At 42.2% G+C, this 25,680-nt stretch carries 25 protein-coding genes; 20 read left to right on the plus strand and 5 right to left on the minus strand.

Annotation, left to right across the window (positions count from 1 at the left end):
- The 5 genes from cysE to L0P31_RS03545 all read left to right on the plus strand — a co-directional run bounded on the left by cysE (window position 1) and on the right by L0P31_RS03545 (window position 4,673).
- Complete coding sequence (gene cysE / locus L0P31_RS03525) at window positions 1–618, plus strand: serine O-acetyltransferase (protein ID WP_070528979.1); 618 nt, start codon at window positions 1–3, stop codon at window positions 616–618.
- A gap of 216 nt (window positions 619–834) precedes the next feature.
- The gene (gene cysS / locus L0P31_RS03530) at window positions 835–2,178 is read left to right on the plus strand and encodes a cysteine--tRNA ligase (RefSeq protein WP_238095775.1); all 1,344 of its coding nucleotides are present in this window, start codon (window positions 835–837) and stop codon (window positions 2,176–2,178) included.
- Window positions 2,171–2,557, plus strand: coding sequence for a Mini-ribonuclease 3 (locus L0P31_RS03535; protein WP_000567913.1), 387 nt, complete (start codon window positions 2,171–2,173; stop codon window positions 2,555–2,557). The genes cysS and L0P31_RS03535 overlap by 8 nt, the downstream gene beginning before the upstream one ends.
- Window positions 2,558–2,560: 3 nt before the next feature.
- Window positions 2,561–3,430, plus strand: a complete 870-nt coding sequence (locus L0P31_RS03540) for a helix-turn-helix domain-containing protein (protein ID WP_238095777.1) — start codon at window positions 2,561–2,563, stop codon at window positions 3,428–3,430.
- Between the two features lie 112 nt (window positions 3,431–3,542).
- On the plus strand, window positions 3,543–4,673 hold the full coding sequence (locus L0P31_RS03545) for an ABC transporter ATP-binding protein (RefSeq protein WP_084948064.1): 1,131 nt from the start codon (window positions 3,543–3,545) through the stop codon (window positions 4,671–4,673).
- Window positions 4,674–4,768: 95 nt separating this feature from the next.
- Here the strand turns inward: L0P31_RS03545 and L0P31_RS03550 are convergent, their stop codons facing one another.
- Genes L0P31_RS03550 through L0P31_RS03565 form a run of 4 tightly spaced genes read right to left on the minus strand, consistent with a single transcriptional unit; the run spans window position 4,769 to window position 7,691 of the window.
- Window positions 4,769–5,428 (minus strand): amino acid ABC transporter permease, encoded by a 660-nt coding sequence (locus L0P31_RS03550; RefSeq protein ID WP_238095780.1) that lies wholly within the window; start codon window positions 5,426–5,428, stop codon window positions 4,769–4,771.
- 9 nt (window positions 5,429–5,437) lie between these two features.
- Window positions 5,438–6,115 carry an amino acid ABC transporter permease gene (locus L0P31_RS03555; RefSeq protein WP_000131135.1) on the minus strand — a complete coding sequence of 226 codons (678 nt, stop codon included), beginning with the start codon at window positions 6,113–6,115 and terminating at the stop codon, window positions 5,438–5,440.
- Window positions 6,116–6,127: 12 nt separating this feature from the next.
- Complete coding sequence (locus L0P31_RS03560) at window positions 6,128–6,922, minus strand: transporter substrate-binding domain-containing protein (RefSeq protein WP_238095782.1); 795 nt, start codon at window positions 6,920–6,922, stop codon at window positions 6,128–6,130.
- A gap of 10 nt (window positions 6,923–6,932) precedes the next feature.
- Window positions 6,933–7,691, minus strand: a complete 759-nt coding sequence (locus tag L0P31_RS03565) for an amino acid ABC transporter ATP-binding protein (RefSeq protein ID WP_049546976.1) — start codon at window positions 7,689–7,691, stop codon at window positions 6,933–6,935.
- Between the two features lie 176 nt (window positions 7,692–7,867).
- On the opposite strand from L0P31_RS03565, the gene recJ reads away from it, so the two are divergent.
- The 8 genes from recJ to L0P31_RS03605 all read left to right on the plus strand — a co-directional run bounded on the left by recJ (window position 7,868) and on the right by L0P31_RS03605 (window position 18,851).
- Window positions 7,868–10,090 (plus strand): single-stranded-DNA-specific exonuclease RecJ, encoded by a 2,223-nt coding sequence (gene recJ, locus L0P31_RS03570; RefSeq protein ID WP_238095784.1) that lies wholly within the window; start codon window positions 7,868–7,870, stop codon window positions 10,088–10,090.
- 170 nt (window positions 10,091–10,260) lie between these two features.
- Window positions 10,261–11,922: a ribonuclease J gene (locus L0P31_RS03575; RefSeq protein WP_000065614.1), complete on the plus strand. Its 1,662-nt coding sequence runs from the start codon at window positions 10,261–10,263 to the stop codon at window positions 11,920–11,922.
- 66 nt (window positions 11,923–11,988) lie between these two features.
- Window positions 11,989–12,768: an alpha/beta hydrolase gene (locus L0P31_RS03580; protein ID WP_238095786.1), complete on the plus strand. Its 780-nt coding sequence runs from the start codon at window positions 11,989–11,991 to the stop codon at window positions 12,766–12,768.
- Between the two features lie 133 nt (window positions 12,769–12,901).
- Window positions 12,902–14,125 carry a peptidoglycan bridge formation alanyltransferase MurM gene (locus tag L0P31_RS03585; protein WP_000286583.1) on the plus strand — a complete coding sequence of 408 codons (1,224 nt, stop codon included), beginning with the start codon at window positions 12,902–12,904 and terminating at the stop codon, window positions 14,123–14,125.
- A gap of 4 nt (window positions 14,126–14,129) precedes the next feature.
- Window positions 14,130–15,362 (plus strand): aminoacyltransferase, encoded by a 1,233-nt coding sequence (locus tag L0P31_RS03590; protein WP_238095788.1) that lies wholly within the window; start codon window positions 14,130–14,132, stop codon window positions 15,360–15,362.
- A 78-nt stretch (window positions 15,363–15,440) separates the two neighbouring features.
- Entirely contained in the window at window positions 15,441–16,142 is a 702-nt protein-coding gene (locus L0P31_RS03595; protein ID WP_238095790.1) for a M57 family metalloprotease, read from the plus strand.
- Between the two features lie 38 nt (window positions 16,143–16,180).
- A complete protein-coding gene (gene uvrC, locus L0P31_RS03600; protein WP_238095792.1) occupies window positions 16,181–18,028 on the plus strand; it encodes an excinuclease ABC subunit UvrC in 1,848 nt (615 codons plus the stop codon).
- Window positions 18,018–18,851 carry a metallophosphoesterase family protein gene (locus L0P31_RS03605; RefSeq protein WP_238095794.1) on the plus strand — a complete coding sequence of 278 codons (834 nt, stop codon included), beginning with the start codon at window positions 18,018–18,020 and terminating at the stop codon, window positions 18,849–18,851. Before uvrC ends, L0P31_RS03605 begins: the two co-directional genes overlap by 11 nt.
- 67 nt (window positions 18,852–18,918) lie before the next feature.
- On the opposite strand, the gene L0P31_RS03610 is transcribed toward L0P31_RS03605, so the two are convergent.
- The gene (locus L0P31_RS03610) at window positions 18,919–19,719 is read right to left on the minus strand and encodes an amino acid ABC transporter substrate-binding protein (protein ID WP_238095796.1); all 801 of its coding nucleotides are present in this window, start codon (window positions 19,717–19,719) and stop codon (window positions 18,919–18,921) included.
- Window position 19,720: 1 nt separating this feature from the next.
- On the opposite strand from L0P31_RS03610, the gene L0P31_RS03615 reads away from it, so the two are divergent.
- The 7 genes from L0P31_RS03615 (at window position 19,721) to L0P31_RS03645 (ending at window position 25,679) form a co-directional block, all read left to right on the plus strand.
- Window positions 19,721–19,903, plus strand: a complete 183-nt coding sequence (locus L0P31_RS03615; RefSeq protein WP_000074452.1) for a hypothetical protein — start codon at window positions 19,721–19,723, stop codon at window positions 19,901–19,903.
- On the plus strand, window positions 19,890–20,495 hold the full coding sequence (locus L0P31_RS03620) for a nitroreductase family protein (protein WP_000670164.1): 606 nt from the start codon (window positions 19,890–19,892) through the stop codon (window positions 20,493–20,495). Before L0P31_RS03615 ends, L0P31_RS03620 begins: the two co-directional genes overlap by 14 nt.
- A 13-nt stretch (window positions 20,496–20,508) precedes the next feature.
- Window positions 20,509–21,909: a dipeptidase PepV gene (gene pepV, locus L0P31_RS03625; RefSeq protein WP_238095797.1), complete on the plus strand. Its 1,401-nt coding sequence runs from the start codon at window positions 20,509–20,511 to the stop codon at window positions 21,907–21,909.
- Between the two features lie 53 nt (window positions 21,910–21,962).
- Complete coding sequence (locus tag L0P31_RS03630; protein WP_238095799.1) at window positions 21,963–22,541, plus strand: uracil-DNA glycosylase family protein; 579 nt, start codon at window positions 21,963–21,965, stop codon at window positions 22,539–22,541.
- A gap of 114 nt (window positions 22,542–22,655) precedes the next feature.
- On the plus strand, window positions 22,656–22,943 hold the full coding sequence (locus tag L0P31_RS03635) for a rhodanese-like domain-containing protein (protein WP_025172880.1): 288 nt from the start codon (window positions 22,656–22,658) through the stop codon (window positions 22,941–22,943).
- Between the two features lie 275 nt (window positions 22,944–23,218).
- Window positions 23,219–24,544: a branched-chain amino acid transport system II carrier protein gene (brnQ, locus tag L0P31_RS03640; protein WP_238095801.1), complete on the plus strand. Its 1,326-nt coding sequence runs from the start codon at window positions 23,219–23,221 to the stop codon at window positions 24,542–24,544.
- 97 nt (window positions 24,545–24,641) lie between these two features.
- Window positions 24,642–25,679, plus strand: a complete 1,038-nt coding sequence (locus L0P31_RS03645; protein ID WP_238095803.1) for a M42 family metallopeptidase — start codon at window positions 24,642–24,644, stop codon at window positions 25,677–25,679.
- Window position 25,680: the final 1 nt, after the last annotated feature.

Raw genomic sequence — 25,680 nt, forward strand, 5'->3', positions numbered from 1 at the left:
ATGGGATGGTGGCGCGAAACCATTGATATCGTGAAAGAAAATGATCCAGCGGCCCGCACCACTTTGGAGGTTTTGCTGACTTATCCAGGTGTCAAGGCCTTGGCGGCCCACCGTCTCTCGCATTTTCTATGGAAGCATGGCTTCAAACTCCTGGCTCGTATGCACAGTCAGTTCTGGCGCTTTTGGACTCAGATTGAGATTCATCCGGGTGCTCAGATCGATTCAGGTGTCTTTATTGACCACGGTTCAGGCCTGGTAATTGGAGAGACAGCGATTGTTGAAAAAGGAGTTCTTCTCTATCACGGAGTGACTCTTGGTGGAACTGGTAAGGATGTTGGCAAACGCCATCCGACCGTTCGAAAGGGAGCTCTCATATCGGCTCATGCCCAAGTTATCGGGCCTGTAGAAATCGGTGAAAATGCCAAGGTCGGTGCAGCAGCAGTTGTTGTGGCAGACGTGCCTAGTGATGTGACGGTTGTCGGTATTCCGGCCAAGATTATCCGTGTTCATGGTAAGAAAGATGAGCCAATCATTCACGAAGTCGAAGAAAAACGAGAGTATTACGTCAATAAACTAGAGCAGGCTAAAGAAGCTAGCCACAGATCATCTGGGCTGTAAGATATTTCAATCTTTTAAAAGGTGATATTCGGCTGAGTAGGTCGTAAAGTAAAAGGGCGACTGTCAGCCCTTTTCTTGCATTTATTTGATTCTTCTTTTATTTTTAGAAAGGAGCAAGGGATTCCGAAGTGTAGAGATATTCGGACTGAAATTTAATTGAACTCTTAGTGATGAAACTAAGTGTTCTTGGATTTTGGCTTTCCTGACTATTATTTTATGATTAAAATCTATGACACCATGTCTCGTGATTTGCGAGAATTTGTCCCTATCGAGGACGGTAAGGTTAAGATGTATGTCTGTGGGCCAACCGTGTACAACTATATCCACGTGGGGAATGCTCGTTCGACGGTAGCTTTTGATACCATTCGTCGTTATTTTGAGTACCGTGGGTTTGAGGTTGCCTATATTTCCAATTTCACGGATGTGGATGATAAGATTATCAACCGTGCTAAGGAAGAAGGCATCACGCCTCAGGAGGTTGCGGACAAGTACATCGCTGCCTTTCGTGAGGATGTGACGGCCTTGGGTGTCAAACCTGCGACTCGCCATCCACGTGTAGTCGAGTTTATGGAGGGCATCATCCGCTTTGTGGAAGATTTGATTGAAAAAGGTTTTGCTTATGAGAGCCAAGGAGATGTCTATTTCCGTGTGGAAAAATCCCACAACTATGCTAAATTGGCTAATAAAACCTTGGAAGATTTGGAGATGGGTGCTTCAGGTCGTACTGATGAAGAAACAGCTCGCAAGGAAAATCCGGTAGACTTTGCTCTATGGAAATCTGCTAAACCAGGTGAGATTTCTTGGGACAGTCCTTGGGGGCCTGGTCGTCCGGGCTGGCATATCGAGTGTTCGGTCATGTCGACAGAAATTTTGGGGGATACTATTGATATCCATGGTGGTGGAGCTGATCTCGAATTTCCTCATCACACCAATGAAATTGCCCAGTCAGAAGCCAAAACAGGTAAGACTTTTGCTAACTACTGGATGCACAATGGCTTTGTCAATATCGACAATGTCAAGATGTCCAAGTCTTTGGGGAACTTTATCACCGTACACGATGCCCTCAAAACTCTTGACGGGCAAGTGCTTCGATTCTTCTTTGCGACTCAGCATTACCGTAAACCAATCAACTTTACGGAAAAAGCAGTGCGTGATGCAGAGACCAATCTCAAGTATCTGAAGAACACCTATGAGCAACCATTTTCTGGGACTGTAGATGCTCAAGAGTTACAGGACTTTAAAGACAAGTTTGTAGCTGCTATGGATGAGGATTTCAACTCTGCTAACGGTATCACAGTAGTCTTTGAAATGGCTAAATGGATCAACTCTGGCAACTATGATGCAAGTGTTAAGGAAGCTCTTGCGGATATGTTAGAAGTCTTTGGGATTGTCTTTGTTGAGGATGTTCTAGATGCAGAGATTGAAGCTTTAATCCAAAAACGCCAAGAAGCACGTGCCAATCGTGACTTTGCTACAGCGGACCAAATCCGTGACCAATTAGCGGCTCAAGGAATTAAGCTTCTTGACACCAAGGATGGAGTGAGGTGGACACGTGATTGATGTCAATCTCATTAACGGGATTGCGCTAGCATTTGAGGGAGATGCGGTTTATTCCATGTATATTCGTCGCCACCTTATTCTCAAAGGCATGACCAAACCCAATAAACTCCACCAAGAGGCCACTAAGTATGTATCTGCCAAGGCTCAGGCTCGCCTGATTGCCCTCATGTTGGAAGAGCAAGTCCTGACGGAAAAAGAAGAAGAAATCTATAAACGTGGTCGCAATACCAATAGCCACACAAAGGCTAAAAATGCTGATGTGGTGACTTACCGTATGTCCACAGGTTTTGAAGCCGTGATGGGTTATCTCCATATGACTGAAAATCTGGAACGTCTTGAAAGCTTGATTTCTTGGTGCATCCAAAAAGTGGAGGGCTAGGATATGATTGCAAAGGAATTACAAGACTGGTTTCCTGAGGCTCAGATTTTAGACCAACCTGTTGAGAAAGAGGGATATCTTACTCTTCCTTTAGCTTCTCAGCAGTGGATTTTGCTGGAGGAAGCTGATCTCAGTGAGCGTGAAAAGCAGTTGATTGCCCTTTTGACCCAGCAGGAGCAGGCTAGTTCTCTCAATCCTTGGTATCCCTATCTGATTGAGGGAAAGGGGCAGGCACCGCAAGCTTTCAAAAAGATTCAGCTGGTTTATTGCCATCTTTCCTATTTTCAACAGGAAAATCTGGCCTCTTGGCTGGATATGATGCGGACTCTTTTTCCCAACTGTCAGACGGTGCTTCAGGTCGGAGCTCAGGATTATGTTTTCGTGCTTCAACAAGATAAATATTCCTCTGTACGAGCTATTTTAAGTGATACAATTGAAGCGGTTGAGTATGACTTTGGACTTCGTCTGTCTATTATGTTAGGCCAGGTTTGGTCTCAGACAGGACATCAAGCCCTATCCGACTTGATCAAAGCGGAGCGGGATTTGTTCAAGACTTGGTGGCGTCAGGGTCATCAAGGTGTTCACACCTTTTCACAACTCTATCTTTGGAGTATGGGGGAAAGGATTGTGGACCTGAGGGTCATTAAAGAATGCCTGCACCAGATGATTTTGGACCAGGATCAGATTCAGGAAATCGTTCTCTCCCTTTGGGAAAACAGTGCCGTTCTGACTAAAACAGCCCAGCAACTCTATCTGCACCGCAATTCTCTCCAATACAAGATTGATAAATGGGAAGAATTGACAGGGCTACAGTTGAAAGAATTGACTGACCTGACCTTGTGTTATCAGTTGATTTTACCAGATATTCTCTAAAGTTTTGTGCAAGTTGCACAGAACTTTTTTATTTTTTTGGTCACCTTGCCATAGAAATGTAAAGCGTTTTCATCTATAATAAAACTATCAAAAGACAAAAGGAGTTCACCTCATGGTAGAATTGAATCTTAAAAATATTTACAAAAAATATCCAAACAGCGAACACTACTCAGTTGAAGACTTCAACTTGGACATCAAAGACAAAGAATTTATCGTTTTCGTAGGTCCTTCAGGATGTGGTAAATCAACAACTCTTCGTATGATTGCTGGTCTTGAAGACATCACAGAAGGTACTGCATCTATCGATGGCGTGGTTGTCAACGACGTAGCTCCAAAAGACCGTGACATCGCCATGGTATTCCAAAACTACGCTCTTTACCCACACATGACTGTGTATGATAACATGGCTTTCGGTTTGAAATTGCGTAAATACAGCAAGGAAGATATCGACAAACGTGTTCAAGAAGCAGCTGAAATCCTTGGATTGAAAGAGTTCTTGGAACGTAAACCAGCTGACCTTTCAGGTGGTCAACGTCAACGTGTTGCCATGGGTCGTGCTATCGTCCGTGATGCAAAAGTATTCTTGATGGACGAACCTTTGTCAAACTTGGATGCCAAACTTCGTGTATCAATGCGTGCTGAAATTGCGAAAATTCACCGTCGTATCGGAGCTACAACTATCTACGTAACTCACGACCAAACAGAAGCGATGACACTTGCGGACCGTATCGTTATCATGTCAGCAACTAAGAACCCTGCTGGTACAGGTACTATCGGACGTGTTGAACAAATCGGAACTCCTCAAGAAGTTTACAAAAACCCAGTTAATAAATTCGTTGCAGGATTCATCGGAAGCCCAGCAATGAACTTCATCAACGTGAAATTGGTTGGTAGCGAAATTATTTCTGACGGTTTCCGCTTGAAAGTTCCAGAAGGAGCATTGAAAGTTCTTCGTGAAAAAGGCTACGAAGGAAAAGAATTGATCTTCGGTATCCGTCCAGAAGATGTAAATGCAGAACCTGCTTTCCTTGAAACATTCCCAGAATCAGTTGTTAAAGCAACTATCTCCGTATCAGAATTACTTGGTTCAGAATCTCACCTTTACTGCCAAGTTGGTAAAGACGAATTTGTTGCCAAAGTGGATGCTCGTGACTACTTGCAAACAGGTGCAACAGTTGAACTTGGATTTGACTTGAACAAAGCACACTTCTTCGATGTAGAAACTGAAAGAACAGTTTACTAAGCAAATGAAATGTCAAAACACTGCTAGAGAAATCTGGCAGTGTTTTTGAGTGTTTGCGTAGAAAAACTCTCCAATGTCCTTGGAGAGCTAATTTGTTATTCTGCAGCTTGTTGCCAACGTTTTGCTAGCATATGAGATAGGCTAGAAATGGCTAGGTTAAGGCTGAAGTAGATGAGGGCAATCAGGATATAAAGACTAAACACTTGCTCTGGTTCGAAATAACGGCCCATGAGAATTTGGCTAGCTCCAAAGAGCTCTTGTAGGGCGATAACAGAGTAGAGAAGACTGGTATCCTTAATCACGGTTACAAACTGAGAAATGATGGCTGGCAGCATTTTACGGATTGCTTGTGGGAGAATGATGTGGTAGAGGATTTGCGCAGAGGTAAAACCTTGCGACATTCCTGCTTCGTACTGCCCCTTGTCTACGGCATTGAGTCCGCCTCGAATAATCTCAGCTAGGGCCGCTGATGTAAAGAGAGTAAAGGCAGTGATTCCTGCTGGAGTGGACTTCATCTTGAAAACTAAAAAGATAGTAAAAATCCAGAGGAGGTTGGGAACGTTGCGCACAAACTCGATATAAATGCTGGAAATAATGCGCAAGATAGGATTTTTGCCATTTCTCATGACAGCTAGCACCGTACCGATAAGGGTAGAGAGGACGATGGCAATCAGAGAAATATAGAGGGTCAAGCTAAATCCTTTAAAGATAAAGATTAGGTTATCTGGGGTCAAAACTTCTAAAATGGATTCCATAGTAACCTCCTAAAGCGAATAGGCTTTTTTGTTAGCTTGCTCCATCTTGCGACCAAACTGGGCAACAGGGAAGCAAAGAGCAAAGTAGAGAAGGGCAGCACCTAGAAAGGCTGGAATGTAGTTTCCGTTAAGTGCCGACCAAGACTTGGTCACAAACATCAAGTCCACTCCAGAGATGATAGCGACTGTAGAGGTGTTTTTGATGAGGTTGACGATTTGGTTGGTCAAAGGAGGGAGAATGATACGAAAGGCCTGAGGCAAGATAATCAAGCGCATAGCACTGATATAAGTAAAACCTTGCGACAAGGCGGCTTCCATTTGACCGCTAGGAATAGACTGAATGCCTGAGCGAATAACCTCGGCGATATAGGCGCCGTGATAGAGTCCCACGCAGAGAACAGCCGTCCAATAAATCGGAATCATGATGATATGGTCACTGATAAGTGGTAGACCATAAAAAACGATAACAAACTGCACCAAGAGGGGAGTGTTTTGGTAAAACTCCACAAAGATACGAGCTAAAATACGCAAAATTGGACGTTTGCTGGTTGACATGGCTCCAAAGAAGATGCCTAAAACCATGGCGAGGATAAAGGATCCGATAGCTAGAGCAAGGGTGAAGAGGAAACCATTGAAAAATTGTCCAAAATCCTGAAAATAGGCTGTCCAAGATGATAAATCTGTCATAGGGTGTCCTCCTTAATCTGCGGTATGGCTAGATGGTTTGAGCTTGTAACGGTCATAGAGTTTTTGCAAACTACCATCCTTGCTCCATTTAGTGACTAAGTTATCAAGATAGTCGTTGAGTTCAGTGTTTGATTTCTTGGTGACGATACCGTAGTCAGATGGCTTGAAACTATCTTCTAGTAGTTCTGTCCGCTTACTGATGTAGCCAGATAGGATAGAACGGTCAACGGAAAAGGCATCGATACGGTGAGCGTGAAGGGAAGTAATCAATTCTGGGTAGGAACCAAGTTCGACGAATTTAAAGGTTAAGCCTTTCTTTTTACCCAGTTCAGTAATCAGGCGTTGGGTGATGGAACCTTGGGCAACTCCGATGGTTTTTCCGTTTAAGTCCTCAATGCTTTTGATTTTGGTAGACTTATTGACCAAAAAGCCAGATGCGTCCGTGTAGTAGGGACTGGTAAAGTTGTAGAGTTTTTTGCGTTCGTCTGTGATGGTAAAGGTAGCGATATCCATATCGACCTGTTCATTGTCTAGAAGGGGTCCGCGAGTTTGTGCTGTAACTGGTACATAACGAACCTTGACCTTGAGCTCATCAGCTACCATCTTGGCCAAGTCAGTTTCGATACCAGAATAGGTCCCTGTCTTGGGATCCTTGTAGCCGAAGTTGGGAACGTCTTGTTTCACACCGACAACCAGCTCGCCTCTCTTTTGAATGTCTGCGACACTGGTATCAGCCTGAACTGGTTTTGCAGCAGCAAGGCCGAAAAGGCTAATCAATAATGCGGATAGAAAGAATTTCTTTTTCATAGGTGCCTCCTTATTTGACTTTGTCACTTTCGTGGTTGATGATTTTACTGAGGAATTGTTGGGCACGAGGTTCGCTTGGATTATCGAAAAAGTCATCAACATCTGTCGTATCCACCAAAACTTCTCCGTCAGCCATAAAGATGATGCGGTCAGCAACTTCACGGGCAAAGCCCATTTCATGGGTCACGACAATCATATTCATACCATCGTGGGCCAATTTTTGCATAACCGTTAGAACATCGCCGATGGTTTCAGGATCAAGAGCAGATGTTGGCTCATCAAAGAGGAGGAGTTCCGGATGCATAGCGAGTCCACGTGCGATGGCAATCCGTTGTTTTTGTCCACCAGAAAGCATGGCTGGATAAGAATCTTTCTTGTCCCACATATTTACAAATTCCAGATATTTTTGGGCTGTTTTTTCAGCTTCTTTTTTATCAATTCCTAGAACTTTTATGGGTGCGAGTGTTACGTTTTCTAACACTGTTTTGTGTGGATAGAGGTTGAAATGCTGGAAAACCATACCGACTTCCTTGCGAAGCGGTACTAAATCTTTCTGGCTGGCACCAGCAACTTGGTGACCATTTACTAGAAGACTTCCCTTGTCGACAGCCTCTAAACCATTGATGGTGCGGATAAGAGTGGATTTCCCAGAACCAGATGGTCCGAGTAGGACAACGACTTGCCCTTTTTCAAAACGGAGATTGATGTCGCGGAGTGCATGGTAGTCTCCGTAATATTTTTCGACGTGTTCAAATTCTACTAAAGCCATAATGAATCTCCTTTGTGTTAGATTTTATAACATGATTCTACACCAAAAGATTTGTCTTGTCAAATCATATCTGAAAAAATTCACTAAAATTTTATAAAAAAGCAATCTGGATAGAGAAAACGACTAAATCATGTTATAATGAAGCAATAGAATTCTTAGAAAGAGTGGATGTCTTTTTGATAACACCTACTTATGAATGGCAGTTTGCCCCGCAAGTAGAAGATGCGGATTTTACAAAGATAGCCAAGAAGGCTGGGCTGGGTCCTGAGGTGGCTCGGTTATTATTTGAGAGAGGGATTCAGAACCAAGAAAGTCTGAAGAAGTTTTTAGAACCTTCCTTGGAGGACTTGCATGACCCTTATCTACTCCATGATATGGATAAGGCAGTGGAACGGATTCGTCAGGCCATTGAAGAAGGGGAAAATATCCTCGTTTACGGTGATTATGATGCGGATGGTATGACTTCGGCTTCTATTGTTAAGGAAAGTTTGGAACAGCTTGGCGCCGAATGCCGTGTTTACTTGCCTAATCGCTTTACTGATGGCTATGGACCTAATGCCAGTGTTTACAAATATTTTATCGAGCAAGAAGGAATTTCCTTGATTGTGACAGTGGATAATGGAGTTGCTGGTCATGAGGCTATTGAATTGGCCCAGTCTATGGGAGTAGATGTCATTGTGACTGACCACCATTCTATGCCTGAAACCTTACCAGATGCCTATGCTATTGTCCATCCTGAACATCCTGATGCGGACTATCCTTTCAAATATTTGGCTGGTTGTGGAGTGGCCTTCAAGCTGGCTTGTGCCCTTTTAGAAGAAGTGCAAGTGGAACTACTGGATTTGGTTGCAATCGGAACCATTGCAGATATGGTGAGTCTGACGGATGAAAATCGTATCTTGGTTCAGTATGGTCTGGAAATGTTGGGGCATACTCAGCGTATTGGCCTACAAGAAATGCTGGACATAGCTGGGATTGCTGCTAATGAAGTGACAGAAGAGACAGTCGGTTTCCAGATTGCCCCTCGTTTGAATGCTTTGGGCCGTTTGGATGATCCCAATCCTGCCATTGATTTGCTGACTGGGTTTGATGATGAGGAAGCGCATGAGATTGCTCTCATGATTCACCAGAAAAACGAAGAGCGCAAGGAAATCGTCCAGTCTATCTATGAAGAAGCCAAGACCATGGTGGATCCTGAGAAGAAGGTCCAAGTCTTGGCTAAGGAAGGCTGGAATCCTGGGGTTCTGGGAATCGTCGCTGGTCGTTTGTTGGAAGAACTAGGGCAGACAGTCATCGTTCTCAATATAGAGAACGGTTGTGCCAAGGGTAGTGCTCGTAGTGTGGAAGCGGTCGATATTTTTGAAGCCCTTGATTCCCATCGCGACCTCTTTATCGCATTTGGCGGTCATGCTGGCGCAGCAGGGATGACGCTAGAAGTTGAGAAACTCTCAGATTTATCTCAGGTCTTGGAAGACTATGTCCGTGAAAAAGGAGCGGATGCTGCTGGCAAGAACAAGTTAAATTTAGATGAAGAACTGGATTTGGAGACACTTAGCTTGGAAACGGTCAAAAGTTTTGAACGTTTGGCACCTTTTGGCATGGACAATCAGAAACCTGTCTTTTATATCAAGGATTTTCAGGTCGAAAGTGCCCGTACTATGGGGGCAGGCAATGCCCATCTCAAGTTGAAAATTTCCAAAGGTGAAGCGAGTTTTGAAGTGGTAGCCTTTGGCCAAGGTAGATGGGCAACAGAGTTTTCTCAAACCAAGAATCTAGAGCTGGCAGTCAAATTGTCTGTCAACCAATGGAATGGCCAAACTGCCCTCCAGTTGATGATGGTGGATGCGCGTGTGGAGGGTGTTCAACTTTTTAACATCCGTGGGAAGAATGCAGTCTTGCCAGAAGGAGTTCCAGTCTTGGATTTTGCTGGAGAACTGCCAAATCTGGCGGATAGTGAAGCTGTTATCGTAAAAACCGTTCCTGAGGATATTACTCAGCTGAAGACCATTTTTCAGGAACAAAATTTCTCTGCTGTCTATTTCAAGAATGATATTGATAAGACCTACTATCTGACAGGGTATGGGACTAGAGAACAGTTTGCAAAATTGTACAAGACCATCTACCAGTTCCCAGAGTTTGATATTCGCTACAAACTGAAGGATTTGGCTGCCTATCTCAATATTCAACAAATCTTGCTGGTCAAGATGATTCAAGTATTTGAAGAGCTAGGCTTTGTGATGATTAAAGATGGAGTCATGACAGTCAATAAAGAGGCGCCAAAGCGGGAAATCGGAGAAAGTCAGATTTACCAAAATCTCAAACAAACCGTCAAAGACCAAGAAATGATGGCGCTGGGTACCGTGCAAGAAATTTATGACTTTTTAATGGAAAAAGAGTAGATCATAGGAAAGAGTTGGGAAACCAGCTCTTTTTTGAAAACAAATCTTCATTTTGAAAATCATTAAAAAAATGGTATAATGGTAGGAAAAGATTCGGCTAAAAGTAGTGCTTTTAGAATAAGAGGGCAAGCAACCCTATAATCAAGATAAACTAAGCTTTCGGAGGAAAAATGAGTAATATCAGTTTAACAACACTTGGTGGTGTACGTGAAAACGGGAAAAATATGTATATCGCTGAAATCGATGGGTCTATTTTCGTTTTGGATGCAGGTCTGAAATATCCTGAAAATGAACAACTAGGAGTGGATGTGGTCATTCCCAATATGGACTACCTTTTTGAAAATAGCGATCGTATCGCTGGGGTCTTCTTGACCCACGGCCATGCGGATGCCATTGGTGCTCTGCCTTATCTCTTGGCTGAAGCCAAGGTACCTGTATTTGGGTCTGAGCTGACCATTGAGTTGGCCAAACTCTTTGTCAAAGGAAATGACACAGTTAAGAAATTTAATGATTTCCATGTCATTGATGAGGATACGGAGATAGATTTTGGAGGGACTGTAGTGTCCTTCTTCCGTACGACCCACTCTATCCCAGAAAGTCTGGGTGTTGTCTTGAAGACAGCTGAAGGTAGTATCGTTTATACAGGTGATTTCAAATTTGACCAGACAGCTAGTGAATCCTATGCGACAGACTTTGCTCGTTTGGCAGAAATCGGTCGTGATGGAGTTCTAGCTCTTCTTAGCGATTCAGCCAATGCGGACAGTAATATCCAAGTGGCTAGCGAAAGTGAAGTTGGGGACGAGATCACTCAAACCATTTCGGACTGGGATGGTCGTATCATTGTTGCAGCAGTAGCCAGTAACCTCTCTCGTATCCAGCAGGTGTTTGACGCTGCGGATGCAACAGGCCGTCGTGTGGTCTTGACAGGATTCGATATTGAAAATATCGTCCGCACTGCTATTCGTCTTAAGAAATTGTCTCTAGCTAACGAAAGTCTTTTGATTAAACCAAAAGATATGTCTCGTTTTGAGGACCATGAGTTGATTATTCTTGAGACAGGCCGTATGGGTGAGCCTATCAACGGTCTTCGCAAGATGTCGATTGGTCGTCACCGTTATGTGGAAATTAAGGATGGTGACTTGGTCTATATCGTAACGACTCCGTCTATCGCCAAAGAGGCGGTCATGGCGCGTGTGGAGAACATGATTTACCAAGCTGGCGGGGTTGTCAAACTGATCACTCAAAGCTTGCGTGTGTCAGGTCACGGAAATGCGCGTGATTTGCAGTTGATGATTAACCTCTTGCAACCCAAGTATCTCTTCCCAATTCAAGGAGAATACCGTGAGTTGGATGCTCATGCTAAGGCTGCTATGGCAGTAGGTATGTTGCCAGAACGCATTTTCATCCCTAAAAAGGGAACAAGCATGGCTTATGAGAATGGCGATTTTGTCCCAGCTGGCGCGGTTTCGGCAGGGGATGTCTTGATTGACGGGAATGCCATTGGTGATGTTGGTAATGTGGTTCTTCGTGACCGTAAGGTCTTGTCAGAAGATGGAATTTTCATCGTCGCAATCACCGTTAACCGTCGTGAGAAGAAAATTGTGGCCAAGGCTCGTGTTCACACGCGTGGATTTGTTTATCTCAAGAAGAGCCGTGATATTCTCCGTGAAAGTTCAGAATTGATTAATCAGACGGTAGAAGACTATCTTCAAGGAGATGACTTTGACTGGGCAGATCTTAAAGGGAAGGTTCGTGATAATCTGACCAAGTATCTCTTTGATCAAACTAAGCGTCGTCCAGCTATTTTACCAGTAGTCATGGAAGCAAAATAAGCGATGAAATAAACGGAGAGAAAGTCGAATTTCGGCTTTTTCTTATAGAAAAATAGAGGAAAAATTATGGCAGTAATGAAAATCGAGTATTACTCACAAGTTTTGGATATGGAGTGGGGAGTGAATGTCCTCTATCCTGATGCTAATCGAGTGGAAGAACCAGATTGTAAAGACATTCCAGTCTTGTACCTCTTGCACGGAATGTCTGGCAATCATAATAGTTGGCTCAAGCGGACCAATGTAGAACGCTTGCTTCGAGGCACTAATCTCATTGTCGTCATGCCCAATACCAGCAACGGTTGGTATACCGATACCCAGTATGGTTTTGACTATTACACAGCTCTAGCAGAGGAATTGCCACAGGTTTTGAAACGCTTCTTCCCTAACATGACCAGCAAGCGTGAAAAGGCCTTTATCGCTGGTCTCTCTATGGGAGGCTACGGCTGCTTTAAACTGGCTCTTGCAACAAATCGTTTTTCTCATGCAGCTAGTTTTTCAGGTGCCCTTAGCTTTCAAGATTTTTCTCCTGAGAGCCAAGATTTGGGAACACCAGCTTATTGGAGAGGTGTGTTTGGGGAGATTAAAGATTGGACAGCTAGCCCCTATTCTCTTGAAAGTTTGGCTAAAAAATCAGATAAACAGACCAAGCTTTGGGCTTGGTGTGGCGAGCAGGATTTCTTGTATAAAGCCAATAATCTGGCAGTGAATAATCTCAAAAAACTTGGATTTGATGTGACCTATAGCCATAGCGCTGGAACTCACGAATGGTACTATTGGGAAAAACAATTGGAACGGTTTCTAGCAACTCTGCCAATCGATTTCAAATTAGAAGAGAGATTAAGCTAGTTTAGTTTGTATTACTCTTTCAATAACCATGTCTTCTATGGAATAGAAACTAAAATATGTTTTTACTAGACTTTCTAAACAAAAATAGTAGAATAGTAGTTAAATTCTATTATTGTTGGAAAGAGAGTAAGAGATGTATCGTTATCAAATTGGCATTCCCACATTAGAATATGATCAGTTTGTTAAAGAACATGAATTAGTCAATGTATTACAAAGTAGTGCTTGGGAAGAGGTTAAGTCTGATTGGCAACATGAAAAGTTTGGCGCCTACCGAGGAGATAAATTACTGGCTACAGCTAGTATTTTGATTAAAACTCTTCCTCTAGGCTATAGAATGTTTTATATCCCAAGAGGTCCTGTATTAGATTATAAGGATGCTGAACTCTTGAACTTTGTTCTTCAATCCATTAAGTCCTATGCTCGAAGCAAGAGAGCGATTTTTGTGATTTTTGACCCAAGTATTTGCCTATCGCAAAGTTCAATCAAGCATGAAAAAATAGAATATCCTGAAAATATGGCTATTATTGAAAATTTGCAAAGAATGGGAGTAAGGTGGTCAGGAAAGACCGATGGAATGGGAGATACCATTCAGCCTCGTATTCAGGCAAAAGTATACAAGGAAAATTTTACAGAAGATAAACTTTGCAAGTCAACAAAACAAGCTATTCGATCCGCTCGAAATAAGGGTGTAGAGATTCAGATTGGTAGAGATGAATTGTTAGAATCTTTCTCGTTTTTGATGAAAAAAACTGAGAAGCGAAAAGATATCCATTTGAGGAATGAAGCCTATTATAAAAAATTGTTAGATAATTTTAAGGACAAGGCCTACATAACGCTGGCTACTCTGGATATCGCTAAGCGTTTACGAGAATTAGAAGAACAGTTAGCGAAAAACTTAGCGTTGGAAGAGGCGTTTACTGAGTCGACTCGAACTTCAAAAGTAGAAGCCCAGAAGAAGGAAAAAGAGCGTTTGGTAGAAGAAAGAGATTTCTTGCAGAGATATCTGAATGAAGAAAAATCAAACATTCCTTTAGCAGCTACTTTGAGTTTGGAATTTGGTAATACCTCTGTTAATCTATATGCTGGTATGGATGATGCTTTTAAACGTTATAATGCACCAATTTTAACTTGGTATGAAACAGCTCGCTATGCCTTTGAGCGAGGTATGGTGTGGCAAAATTTAGGTGGTGTTGAAAACTCTCTCAATGGTGGACTTTACCATTTTAAGGAAAAATTTAATCCAACGATTGAAGAATACTTGGGTGAGTTTACAATGCCCACCCATCCTCTTTATTCTCTGTTAAGAATCGCTCTTGATTTTCGCAAGGCATTAAGAACAAAACATCATAGAAGGTAAGTACATGGCATTAATTACACTCACAAAAGAAGAATTTCAAGCTTATTCTGATCAGGTCTCTTCTCGTTCTTTTATGCAATCTGTCCAGATGGGGGACTTGTTAGAAAAAAGAGGGGCTCGAATTGTTTATCTTGCATTGAAACAAGAAGGAGAAATTCAAGTTGCAGCTCTGGTTTATAGCTTGCCCATGCTGGGTGGCCTACATATGGAGATCAATTCGGGGCCGATTTATACCCAACAAGATGCTCTCCCAGTTTTTTATGCGGAGTTAAAAGAATATGCCAAGCAAAATGGTGTATTAGAGTTGCTTGTAAAACCTTATGAAACTTATCAAACTTTTGATGGTGAAGGTAATCCAATAGATGCTGAGAAAAAAAGTATTATTCAAGATTTGACTGATTTAGGTTATCAATTTGATGGTTTAAAAACAGGTTACCCAGGTGGAGAACCGGATTGGTTATATTGTAAAGATTTGAATGAGCTAACTGAAAAGACCTTGCTTAACAGTTTTAGTAAAAAGGGGAAAGCTTTGGTGAAAAAGGCTGATACATTTGGTATTCAGTTGAAAAAATTAAATCGTGAAGAACTTTCAATTTTTAAAGATATAACAAAAACAACCTCTGAACGTCGAGAATATAGTGATAAAAGTTTAGAATATTATGAGCATTTTTATGACTCTTTTGGAGAAAAAGCCGAGTTTGTAATTGCTATTCTAAATTTAGGAGAATATATACAAAATTTAATACATAAGCAAAAAGAATTATCTGAAAAAATAGCTACCTCACTACTCTTATTAGAACAATATCCAGATTCTGCACAAAAGAAAAAAGAACACAAAGAATTGGCTAGGCAGTATGAAAGCTTTGAAGTTCGAAAAGCAGAAGCACGAGAGTTGATTGAAAAATATGGAGAGAAAGATCTTGTCTTAGCAGGTAGTTTATTTATTTATATGCCTCAAGAAACGACCTATCTTTTTAGTGGTTCCTATACCGAGTTTAATAAATTTTATGCACCAGCTTTGCTTCAGAAATATGTTATGTTGGAAAGCATAAAACGTGGGATACCTAAATACAACTTCCTAGGTATTCAAGGGATTTTTGATGGTAGTGATGGTGTTTTACGTTTTAAACAAAATTTTAATGGTTATATTGTACGTAAAGCAGGAACTTTCCGTTATTATCCATCTCCCATAAAATATAAAGCTATTCAGTTACTTAAAAAAATATTAGGACGCTAAGATAAGAAAATCGGTCTTTAGCTTTCTTTCAGCTTGTTTTAGTAAAATAGTCTTTATTTGCTAGAAAGGTGGAGGGACATGCGCTGGATTTTTCGTTTGATAGGGGCTTTCTTTTGTTTTGTGTGGCGTTTGTTTTGGCGTCTAGTTTGGATAGCTTTTCTTTTGTGTGCTTTTGCTTTTGGACTTCTCTGGTATCTGAACGGGGATTTTCAAGGAGCGCTAAAGCAAGCAGAACGGTCAGTAAAGATTGGTCAACAAAGTATCGACCAGTGGGAAAAAACAGGGCAACTGCCTAAGTTGAACCAGACAGATAGCCACCAACACTCTGAAGGAAGGTGGCCACAGGCTTCAGCTCGTATTTACCTAGATCCCCAGATGGATTCACGCTTTCAAGAGGCTTATGTGGAAGCAATCCAGAATTGGAATCAAACGGGTGCTTTTAACTTTGAACTTGTCACTGAAGCCAGCAAGGCAGATATCTTGGCTACTGAGATGAACGACGGAAACACTCCTGTGGCAGGAGAAGCGGAAAGTCAGACCAATCTCTTAACGGGGCAATTCTTGTCTGTGACGGTGCGGTTGAATCACTATTATCTGTCCAATCCTAACTATGGTTATTCCTATGAGCGCATTGTCCATACAGCAGAACATGAGTTGGGTCATGCGATTGGCTTGGACCATACAGATGAAAAGTCTGTCATGCAACCTGCAGGTTCCTTTTATGGCATCCAGGAAGAGGATGTTGAAAGACTTCGAAAATTATATGAGACTAGTGAGTAGGGAACAATCTTTCCCTACTTTTTTGCTATAATGGAACTATGAATAACTTGATTAAATCAAAACTAGAACTCTTGCCAACCAGCCCTGGTTGCTACATTCACAAGGATAAAAACGGTACGATTATCTATGTAGGAAAGGCTAAAAATCTGCGTAATCGCGTGAGGTCTTATTTCCGCGGAAGTCATGATACCAAAACAGAGGCTCTGGTATCTGAAATTGTGGATTTTGAATTTATCGTTACGGAGTCTAATATTGAAGCGCTTCTCCTAGAAATTAATCTGATTAAGGAAAATAAGCCTAAATACAATATCATGCTCAAGGATGATAAGTCCTATCCTTTTATCAAAATTACCAATGAACGCTATCCTCGTTTAATTATTACCCGACAGGTCAAGAAGGACGGAGGTCTTTATTTTGGACCTTATCCAGATGTGGGAGCAGCCAATGAAATTAAGCGACTACTGGATCGGATTTTCCCTTTTCGCAAGTGTACCAATCCACCGTCTAAGGTCTGTTTTTACTACCATATCGGCCAATGTATGGCCCACACCATCTGTAAAAAAGATGAGTCCTATTTCAAGTCTATGGCCCAGGAGGTTTCTGACTTTCTAAAAGGGCAGGATGATAAAATAATCGATGACCTAAAGGGCAAAATGGCAGCTGCAGCCCAGTCTATGGAGTTTGAACGTGCGGCAGAATACCGTGACCTGATTCAGGCTATTGGAACACTTCGAACCAAGCAACGGGTCATGGCCAAGGATCTCCAAAATCGGGATGTCTTTGGCTACTATGTGGACAAGGGATGGATGTGTGTTCAGGTTTTCTTTGTTCGTCAGGGTAAGCTTATTGAGCGCGATGTCAATCTTTTCCCTTATTATAATGATCCGGATGAGGACTTTCTAACCTATGTAGGACAATTCTATCAAGAAAAATCTCATCTAGTTCCCAATGAGGTACTGATTCCGCAGGATATTGACGAAGAAGCGGTCAATGTCTTGGTGGATACCAAGATTGTCAAGCCCCAGCGTGGAGAGAAAAAGCAGCTGGTCAATCTGGCTATAAAGAATGCTCGAGTTAGCCTAGAGCAGAAATTCAACCTGCTAGAGAAATCTGTCGAAAAGACACAAGGAGCTATTGAAAATCTAGGTCGTTTGCTTCAAATACCGACCCCAGTCCGCATCGAATCCTTCGATAACTCTAATATCATGGGGACCAGTCCTGTTTCAGCCATGGTTGTCTTTGTCAACGGAAAACCTAGTAAGAAGGATTACCGTAAGTATAAAATCAAGACCGTAGTCGGGCCAGACGACTATGCCAGTATGAGAGAAGTCATTCGCAGGCGCTATGGTCGAGTTCAACGTGACGGTTTGACTCCTCCAGATTTGATTGTCATCGATGGGGGACAAGGTCAAGTCAATATCGCCAAACAAGTCATACAAGAGGAACTGGGTTTGGATATCCCCATTGCAGGTCTGCAAAAGAATGATAAGCACCAAACCCATGAATTGCTCTTTGGAGATCCGCTTGAGTTGGTGGAGTTATCTCGAAATTCTCAGGAATTTTTCCTCCTCCAACGCATTCAAGATGAGGTGCACCGCTTTGCTATCGCTTTCCACCGCCAACTGCGCTCCAAAAATTCCTTTTCATCACAACTAGATGGAATTGAAGGGCTGGGGCCTAAACGTAAGCAAAATATCATGAAGCATTTCAAGTCTCTGACTAAAATCAAGGAAGCTAGTGTGGATGAGATTGTCGAAGTTGGGGTGCCAAGAGCAGTAGCAGAGGCTGTGCAAATAAAGTTGAACCCGCAGGAAGAAGAGGAATTAGCTCAAGTAGCGGAAAAACAAGTAGATTACCAAACAGAAGGAGAACACAATGAATCATAAAATCGCAATTTTATCAGATATTCATGGCAATACAACTGCCCTAGAAGCAGTGATTGCAGATGCTAAAAACCAAGGAGTCAGTGAATACTGGCTTCTGGGAGATATTTTTCTTCCCGGTCCTGGTGCAAATGACTTGGTCGCTCTGTTAAAGGACCTTCCTATCACAGCCAGTGTTCGAGGCAATTGGGATGATTGTGTCCTGGAGGCCTTGGATGGTGAATATGGTTTGGAACATCCACAAGAAATCCAATCAATGCGAATGACCCAGTTTTTGATGGAGCGAATGAATCCTGCAACGATTGTCTGGCTACGAAGCTTGCCTTTGCTGGAAAAGAAAGAAGTTGAAGGATTGCGCTTTTCTATCTCTCATAATTTGCCAAATAAGAACTATGGTGGTGACTTGCTAGTTGAGAATGATACAGAGAAATTTGACCAACTGCTAGATGATGAAGTTGACGTGGCAGTATATGGTCATGTTCACAAGCAGTTGCTTCGTTATGGCAGTCAAGGGCAACAAATCATCAATCCAGGGTCGATTGGCATGCCCTATTTTAATTGGGAGGCGTTAAAAAATCACCGTGCCCAGTATGTCGTGATAGAGGTTGAAGATGGGGAATTGATAAATATCCTATTTCGTAAAGTCGCTTATGACTATGAAGCGGAGTTGGAATTGGCCAAGTCCAAGGGACTTCCCTTTATCGAAATGTATGAAGAGTTGCGAAGAGAAGACAACTATCAGGGGCACAATCTGGAACTATTAGCAAGCTTAATAGAAAAGCATGGGTATGTAGAAGATGTGAAGAATTTTTTTGATTTTTTGTAAGAGTTTCCTAAAATAACCGATGTAAACTAAAAAAACGATTGACTCGTCCAATCGTTTTTAATATATCTTACTGTAACTGAGATTGATCTGGAAGGTAAGAGCCACCTAGATAGGTATTGCTGAGTTTTTCGAGTGTTCCATCTTGATAGAGTTCTTTGAGTGCTTTATCAAATTGCTCTTTAAACTCTTTCTGGTCGCTTGAGAAAACGATATAGTTGTTGGGGCTATCGGCAGAAGGTAAATCAACGACTGAGAGGTCTAAGCCACGGTCCTTGATAATCTTTTGAACGGATACCTTGTCAAAAACTAGGAAATCAAACTCTCCGTTAGCAAGGTCTAGGATTCGTTTGCCGATATCTTCACCAGAAAAATCTATAGTAGCAGGATTATCAGTGTGTTTCTGATTCCAGTTATTGATGAATTGAGCGTTTGAAGTTCCGGTATCCTCTTGAGTTGTTTTGCCAGCGATTTGGTCAAGAGAAGTCAAAGGATTTTTCTTGTTGCTGACAAGGACGAGGGGATTATTCGAAATTGGAAGTGAGTAAAGGTATTTTTCAGCACGCTCTTTTGTGTAACTCAAGTTATTAGCTGCTGCTTGATAGTGACCAGAATCAAGTCCTGGGAAGATACTCTCCCAGGCGGTTCTTTGAAATTGAATCTCGTAGTCGCTGAGTTTTTCATCTACTGCTTTTAGAACTTCAATATCGAAGCCTGTCAGATTGCCTTTATCTTCGTAGTCAAATGGTGGCACATCGCCAGCTGTAGCAACGACGATTGTCTTTTGAGAGCTGGTTTCTTTAGGTGTAGATTGATTTCCACAGGCAACTAAAAATGGGAAGATGAGTAGTAAAAGGCTAAATTTTTTCATAATGTCTCCATTTAAATGTAAAGTACTTGCTAGTTTATCAGAAACTTTCTTGATGAACCAATATATATTTTTTATGACTGTAATAAAAAATCTTAATCATGAAAAATCTCTGCAAGCTCTTTCAAATTATGGTAGAATGGAAGCAGTAGAATTAGAAAAGGAAATCGATTATGAAATTTCTTGAATTAAATAAAAAACGTCATGCGACTAAGCATTTCACTGATAAGCCAGTGGATCCAAAAGATGTGCGTACGGCTATCGAAATTGCAACCTTGGCACCAAGTGCCCACAACAGCCAGCCTTGGAAATTTGTAGTGGTGCGTGAGAAAAATGCCGAACTAGCAAAATTGGCTTACGGTTCAAACTTTGAACAGGTATCATCAGCGCCTGTAACTATTGCCTTGTTTACAGACACAGATTTGGCTAAACGTGCTCGTAAGATTGCCCGAGTTGGTGGTGCTAATAACTTTTCTGAAGAGCAACTTCAATATTTTATGAAGAATTTGCCTGCTGAATTTGCCCGTTACAATGAACAACAAGTCAGCGACTACCTAGCCCTCAATGCAGGTTTGGTTGCTATGAACTTGGTTCTGGCTCTTACAGACCAAGGAATCGGATCAAATCTTATTCTTGGTTTTGACAAATCAAAAGTCAATGAAGTTTTGGATATCGAAGACCGCTTCCGCCCAGAACTCTTGATTACAGTGGGATACACAGACGAAAAATTGGAACCAAGTTACCGCTTGCCAGTAGATGAAATCATCGAGAAAAGATAGAAAGAAGAAAAAAATGACAACAATTGATTTTACAGCAGAAGTAGAAAAACGCAAAGAAGACCTCTTGACTGACTTGTTTAGCCTTTTGGAAATCAACTCAGAACGTGACGATAGCAAGGTTGATGCCCAGCATCCATTTGGACCTGGGCCGGTAAAAGCCTTGGAAAAATTCCTTGAAATCGCAGACCGCGATGGCTACCCAACTAAAAATGTTGACAACTATGCAGGACATTTTGAGTTTGGTGAAGGAGAAGAAGTTCTCGGTATCTTTGCCCACATGGACGTGGTTCCAGCTGGTAGCGGTTGGGACACAGACCCTTACACACCAACTATCAAAGACGGTCGCCTTTATGCGCGTGGGGCTTCGGACGACAAGGGTCCTACAACAGCTTGTTACTATGGTTTGAAAATCATCAAAGAATTAGGCCTTCCAACTTCTAAGAAAGTACGTTTCATCGTCGGGACAGACGAAGAATCAGGTTGGGCAGACATGGACTACTATTTCGAGCACGTAGGACTTGCAAAACCAGACTTTGGTTTCTCTCCAGACGCTGAATTCCCTATCATCAATGGTGAAAAAGGAAATATCACGGAATACCTCCACTTTGCAGGTGAAAATGCAGGTGCTGCCCGTCTTCACAGCTTTACAGGTGGTTTACGTGAAAATATGGTACCAGAATCAGCAACAGCAGTCGTTTCAGGTGATTTGGCTGACTTGCAAGCTAAACTAGATGCCTTTGTTGCAGAACACAAACTTATAGGAGAACTCCAAGAAGAAGCTGGCCAATACAAGGTGACGATCATTGGTAAATCAGCCCACGGTGCTATGCCTGCTTCAGGTGTCAATGGTGCGACTTACCTAGCCCTCTTCCTTAGCCAGTTTGACTTTGCTGGTCCAGCCAAAGACTACCTTGACATCGCTGGTAAAATTCTCTTGAACGACCATGAGGGTGGAAATCTCAAGATTGCTCATGTGGATGAAAAGATGGGTGCCCTTTCTATGAATGCCGGTGTGTTCCGCTTCGATGAAACAAGCGCTGATAATACCATTGCCCTTAATATCCGCTATCCAAAAGGAACAAGTCCAGAACAAATCAAGTCAATCCTTGAAAACTTACCGGTTGCTTCTGTTAGCCTTTCTGAGCACGGTCACACCCCTCACTATGTGCCAATGGAAGATCCACTTGTGCAAAATTTGTTGAATGTTTATGAAAAACAAACTGGTCTTAAAGGTCACGAGCAAGTCATCGGTGGTGGAACCTTTGGTCGTTTGTTAGAACGCGGTGTTGCCTACGGTGCTATGTTCCCAGACTCAATTGATACCATGCACCAAGCCAATGAATTTATCGCCTTGGATGATCTCTTCCGAGCAGCAGCAATCTATGCCGAAGCTATTTACGAATTGATCAAATAAAACGATAGAAGTCTGAGATTGTATGCTTAGACTTCTTTTTGGAGGGAAAGTAGATGTCTCAAATTGAAAGAATCAAGCAGGCTATTATGGCAGATCCGCAGAATGCTACCTATACAAAGCGTGGCATCGAGCCTCTCTTTGCAGCGCCAAAGACTGCTCGCATCAATATCATCGGTCAGGCACCTGGACTTAAAACCCAAGAAGCAGGCCTTTACTGGAAAGATAAGAGTGGTGACCGCCTGAGAGACTGGCTAGGTGTGGATGAAGATACCTTTTACAATTCAGGTTATTTTGCTGTTCTGCCTATGGATTTTTACTTTCCAGGGCATGGTAAGTCAGGTGACCTGCCACCGAGAACTGGGTTTGCAGAAAAATGGCATCCACAGCTCTTGCAAGAATTACCAGATATAAAGTTGACCCTCTTGATTGGACAATATGCCCAGGCCTACTATTTAAAGGAGAAAGTCAGTGGCAAAGTGACAGAACGGGTAAAACATTACCAGAACTACTTGCCAACCTATTTTCCACTAGTTCACCCCTCACCACGCAATCAAATCTGGATGGCCAAAAATCCTTGGTTTGAGGCAGAAGTGGTGCCAGATTTGAAAAAAAGAATTAAAACTATTTTATAGTCAATGAAAATCAAAGAGCAAACTAGGAAGCTAGCCGCAGGCTGTACTTGAGTACGGTAAGGCGACGCTGACGTGGTTTGAATTTGATTTTCGAAGAGTATTAGGAGAAAAAGAATGAAAGAAATTTCCTTTGACGCATTTTACCAGCTTTACCAAAATGACCAACTTTCTCTAGTGGACGTGAGAGAAGTGGATGAGTTTGAAGCTCTTCATTTAGAAGGTGCTCAGAATCTTCCTCTGAGTCAATTAGCTGATACTTATGATCAATTGGACAAGGATCAGTTACATTATGTTATTTGTAAATCTGGAATGAGATCGGCGCGTGCTTGCCAATTCTTATCAGAACAAGGTTATGAGGTTATCAATGTACAAGGTGGCATGATGGCCTTTGAAGAACTTTAATACTCAATGAAAATCAAAGAGCAAACTAGGAAGCTAGCCGCAGGCTGTACTTGAGTACGGCAAGGTGAAGCTGACGTGGTTTGAAGAGATTTTCGAAGAGTATAAACATTAGAATTTTCTCCTACTTGGCGTGGACTGGGTAGGGGATGTTATTTTTAGACAATTCTCATTTTTGAGAATCTTGAAAACATTCAATATTTACTTCGTGAAGCTTTTTTCATACTCCTATTCATGATATACTAGGTCAGTATTTTATAAATATGAAGGAGATTTTCATGGCTAAAAAAGGTGCCCTAACAGGTTTACTCCTGTTTGGAATATTTTTTGGTGCGGGGAACTTGATTTTTCCGCCTTCTCTAGGTGCTCTATCTGGAGAACATTTTCTTCCTGCCATCGCAGGTTTTGTCTTTTCAGGCGTTGGTATCGCCGTCTTGACTCTTATTATTGGAACGCTAAATCCTAAAGGATATATCTACGAGATTTCAACAAAGATAGCGCCTTGGTTTGCGACTCTTTACCTCTCAGTTCTTTATTTGTCAATCGGTCCATTCTTTGCTATCCCACGTACAGCTACAACAGCTTACGAAGTAGGGATTAGTCCTCTTTTGTCGGATGCAAATAAAGGTCTTGGTTTGATTGTCTTTACAGTTCTGTATTTTGCAGCAGCCTATTTGATTTCGCTTAATCCATCAAAAATTTTGGACCGTATCGGCCGTATTTTAACTCCAGTCTTTGCGATTTTGATTGTTATCTTGGTTGTTCTGGGAGCTTTCAAATACGGTGGAACCAGTCCTCAAGTTGCTTCAACTGCTTATCAAGCTTCTGCCTTTGGTACAGGTTTCCTAGAAGGTTACAATACCTTGGACGCCCTTGCCTCAGTTGCCTTTAGCGTAATCGCAGTTCAAACCTTGAAACAACTTGGATTTTCAAGTAAGAAAGAATACATTTCAACAATTTGGGTTGTTGGTATCGTTGTTGCCCTTGCCTTCAGCGCTCTTTACATCGGTTTAGGCTTCCTTGGGAATCATTTCCCGGTACCAGCTGAGGCGATGAAGGGTGGAACACCAGGTGTTTACATCTTGTCACAAGCGACTCAAGAAATCTTTGGCTCAACAGCTCAACTCTTCCTTGCAGCTATGGTTACCGTAACCTGCTTCACAACAACAGTTGGTTTGATTGTGTCAACAGCTGAGTTCTTTAATGAGCGCTTCCCACAAATCAGCTACAAGGTTTATGCGACAGCCTTTACCTTGATTGGATTTGCTATTGCCAATTTGGGTCTTGATGCGATTATCAAGTACTCCATTCCAGTACTGGTTATCTTGTACCCAATCACGATTGCTATCGTTATGATTGTCATTGTCAACAAATTTGTTGCCCTTTCAAAACCAGGTATGCAGTTGACAATTGCTGTGGTTACAGCTATTGCCATTGCAAGCGTATTAGGAAGCTCGTTTAAGGTTGAGTTTCTTGCGAATCTTGTCAACGCTCTTCCTTTTGCCAAGGCATCACTCCCATGGTTAGTACCAGCCGTTGTCGGAATCTTGCTCTCATTGGTTCTACCAAACAAGCAAGAAAGCGATGTTTTTGAAATGGAATAATCATTAAAATCACTTTTGTAGCCAAGTCTACAGGAGTGATTTTCTTTTTTTATCCGATGATAAATGTGTTATAATAGGTAGCAAAAGAGGTGAAGAAATGAATCAAACAGTAGAATATATCAAAGAACTGACAGCCATCGCATCGCCAACAGGCTTCACTCGTGAGATTGCGGACTATTTAGTCAAGACTCTAGAAGGTTTTGGTTACCAGCCAGTTCGTACAGCCAAGGGCGGTGTCAATGTGACCATCAAAGGTCAAAATGATGAAGAGCACCGCTATGTGACTGCCCATGTGGATACGTTGGGTGCTATTGTCCGTGCTGTCAAACCAGACGGCCGTCTCAAAATGGACCGTATCGGTGGTTTCCCTTGGAACATGATTGAAGGAGAAAACTGTACTGTTCACGTAGCTAGCACAGGTGAAAAAGTATCAGGAACCATCCTCATCCACCAAACTTCTTGCCATGTCTATAAGGATGCAGGAACTGCAGAACGCACTCAGGACAATATGGAAGTGCGTTTGGATGCAAAAGTGACCAATGAAAAAGAAACTCGTGCTCTTGGTATTGAGGTCGGTGATTTTATCAGCTTTGATCCACGAACCGTCGTGACAGAGACAGGTTTTATCAAGTCTCGTCATTTGGACGATAAGGTCAGTGCAGCGATTTTGCTTAATCTGCTTCGTATTTATAAGGAAGAGAAGATTGAATTGCCCGTAACAACCCATTTTGCTTTTTCAGTCTTTGAAGAAGTGGGGCATGGGGCTAACTCTAATATTCCTGCTCAGGTGGTAGAATATCTGGCTGTGGATATGGGAGCTATGGGAGATGACCAGCAAACAGACGAATATACAGTGTCTATCTGTGTCAAGGATGCTTCTGGGCCTTATCACTATGACTTCCGTCAACATTTGGTTGCTTTGGCTAAAGAGCAAGATATTCCATTTAAACTGGATATCTATCCATTTTATGGTTCGGACGCTTCAGCAGCCATGTCCGCAGGGGCAGAAGTCAAACACGCCCTTCTCGGTGCTGGTATCGAGTCTAGTCACTCATATGAACGCACTCATATTGATTCGGTGGTCGCAACGGAACGTATGGTTGATGCTTATCTTAAGAGCGCATTGGTAGATTGAT

It is taken from the genome of Streptococcus mitis, assembly GCF_022137125.1.
Taxonomy (GTDB): domain Bacteria; phylum Bacillota; class Bacilli; order Lactobacillales; family Streptococcaceae; genus Streptococcus; species Streptococcus mitis_CE.

What these genes read in the sequence shown, in the direction of transcription:
- cysE (WP_070528979.1), top strand. Translation starts at nt 1, where the DNA reads ATGGGATGGTGGCGCGAAACCATTGATATCGTGAAAGAAAATGATCCA.
- cysS (WP_238095775.1), top strand. Translation starts at nt 835, where the DNA reads ATGATTAAAATCTATGACACCATGTCTCGTGATTTGCGAGAATTTGTC.
- L0P31_RS03540 (WP_238095777.1), top strand. Translation starts at nt 2,561, where the DNA reads ATGATTGCAAAGGAATTACAAGACTGGTTTCCTGAGGCTCAGATTTTA.
- L0P31_RS03545 (WP_084948064.1), top strand. Translation starts at nt 3,543, where the DNA reads ATGGTAGAATTGAATCTTAAAAATATTTACAAAAAATATCCAAACAGC.
- L0P31_RS03550 (WP_238095780.1), bottom strand. Translation starts at nt 5,428, where the DNA reads ATGGAATCCATTTTAGAAGTTTTGACCCCAGATAACCTAATCTTTATC.
- L0P31_RS03555 (WP_000131135.1), bottom strand. Translation starts at nt 6,115, where the DNA reads ATGACAGATTTATCATCTTGGACAGCCTATTTTCAGGATTTTGGACAA.
- L0P31_RS03560 (WP_238095782.1), bottom strand. Translation starts at nt 6,922, where the DNA reads ATGAAAAAGAAATTCTTTCTATCCGCATTATTGATTAGCCTTTTCGGC.
- L0P31_RS03565 (WP_049546976.1), bottom strand. Translation starts at nt 7,691, where the DNA reads ATGGCTTTAGTAGAATTTGAACACGTCGAAAAATATTACGGAGACTAC.
- L0P31_RS03575 (WP_000065614.1), top strand. Translation starts at nt 10,261, where the DNA reads ATGAGTAATATCAGTTTAACAACACTTGGTGGTGTACGTGAAAACGGG.
- L0P31_RS03580 (WP_238095786.1), top strand. Translation starts at nt 11,989, where the DNA reads ATGGCAGTAATGAAAATCGAGTATTACTCACAAGTTTTGGATATGGAG.
- L0P31_RS03585 (WP_000286583.1), top strand. Translation starts at nt 12,902, where the DNA reads ATGTATCGTTATCAAATTGGCATTCCCACATTAGAATATGATCAGTTT.
- L0P31_RS03590 (WP_238095788.1), top strand. Translation starts at nt 14,130, where the DNA reads ATGGCATTAATTACACTCACAAAAGAAGAATTTCAAGCTTATTCTGAT.
- L0P31_RS03595 (WP_238095790.1), top strand. Translation starts at nt 15,441, where the DNA reads ATGCGCTGGATTTTTCGTTTGATAGGGGCTTTCTTTTGTTTTGTGTGG.
- uvrC (WP_238095792.1), top strand. Translation starts at nt 16,181, where the DNA reads ATGAATAACTTGATTAAATCAAAACTAGAACTCTTGCCAACCAGCCCT.
- L0P31_RS03605 (WP_238095794.1), top strand. Translation starts at nt 18,018, where the DNA reads ATGAATCATAAAATCGCAATTTTATCAGATATTCATGGCAATACAACT.
- L0P31_RS03610 (WP_238095796.1), bottom strand. Translation starts at nt 19,719, where the DNA reads ATGAAAAAATTTAGCCTTTTACTACTCATCTTCCCATTTTTAGTTGCC.
- L0P31_RS03615 (WP_000074452.1), top strand. Translation starts at nt 19,721, where the DNA reads ATGTCTCCATTTAAATGTAAAGTACTTGCTAGTTTATCAGAAACTTTC.
- L0P31_RS03620 (WP_000670164.1), top strand. Translation starts at nt 19,890, where the DNA reads ATGAAATTTCTTGAATTAAATAAAAAACGTCATGCGACTAAGCATTTC.
- pepV (WP_238095797.1), top strand. Translation starts at nt 20,509, where the DNA reads ATGACAACAATTGATTTTACAGCAGAAGTAGAAAAACGCAAAGAAGAC.
- L0P31_RS03630 (WP_238095799.1), top strand. Translation starts at nt 21,963, where the DNA reads ATGTCTCAAATTGAAAGAATCAAGCAGGCTATTATGGCAGATCCGCAG.
- L0P31_RS03635 (WP_025172880.1), top strand. Translation starts at nt 22,656, where the DNA reads ATGAAAGAAATTTCCTTTGACGCATTTTACCAGCTTTACCAAAATGAC.
- brnQ (WP_238095801.1), top strand. Translation starts at nt 23,219, where the DNA reads ATGGCTAAAAAAGGTGCCCTAACAGGTTTACTCCTGTTTGGAATATTT.
- L0P31_RS03645 (WP_238095803.1), top strand. Translation starts at nt 24,642, where the DNA reads ATGAATCAAACAGTAGAATATATCAAAGAACTGACAGCCATCGCATCG.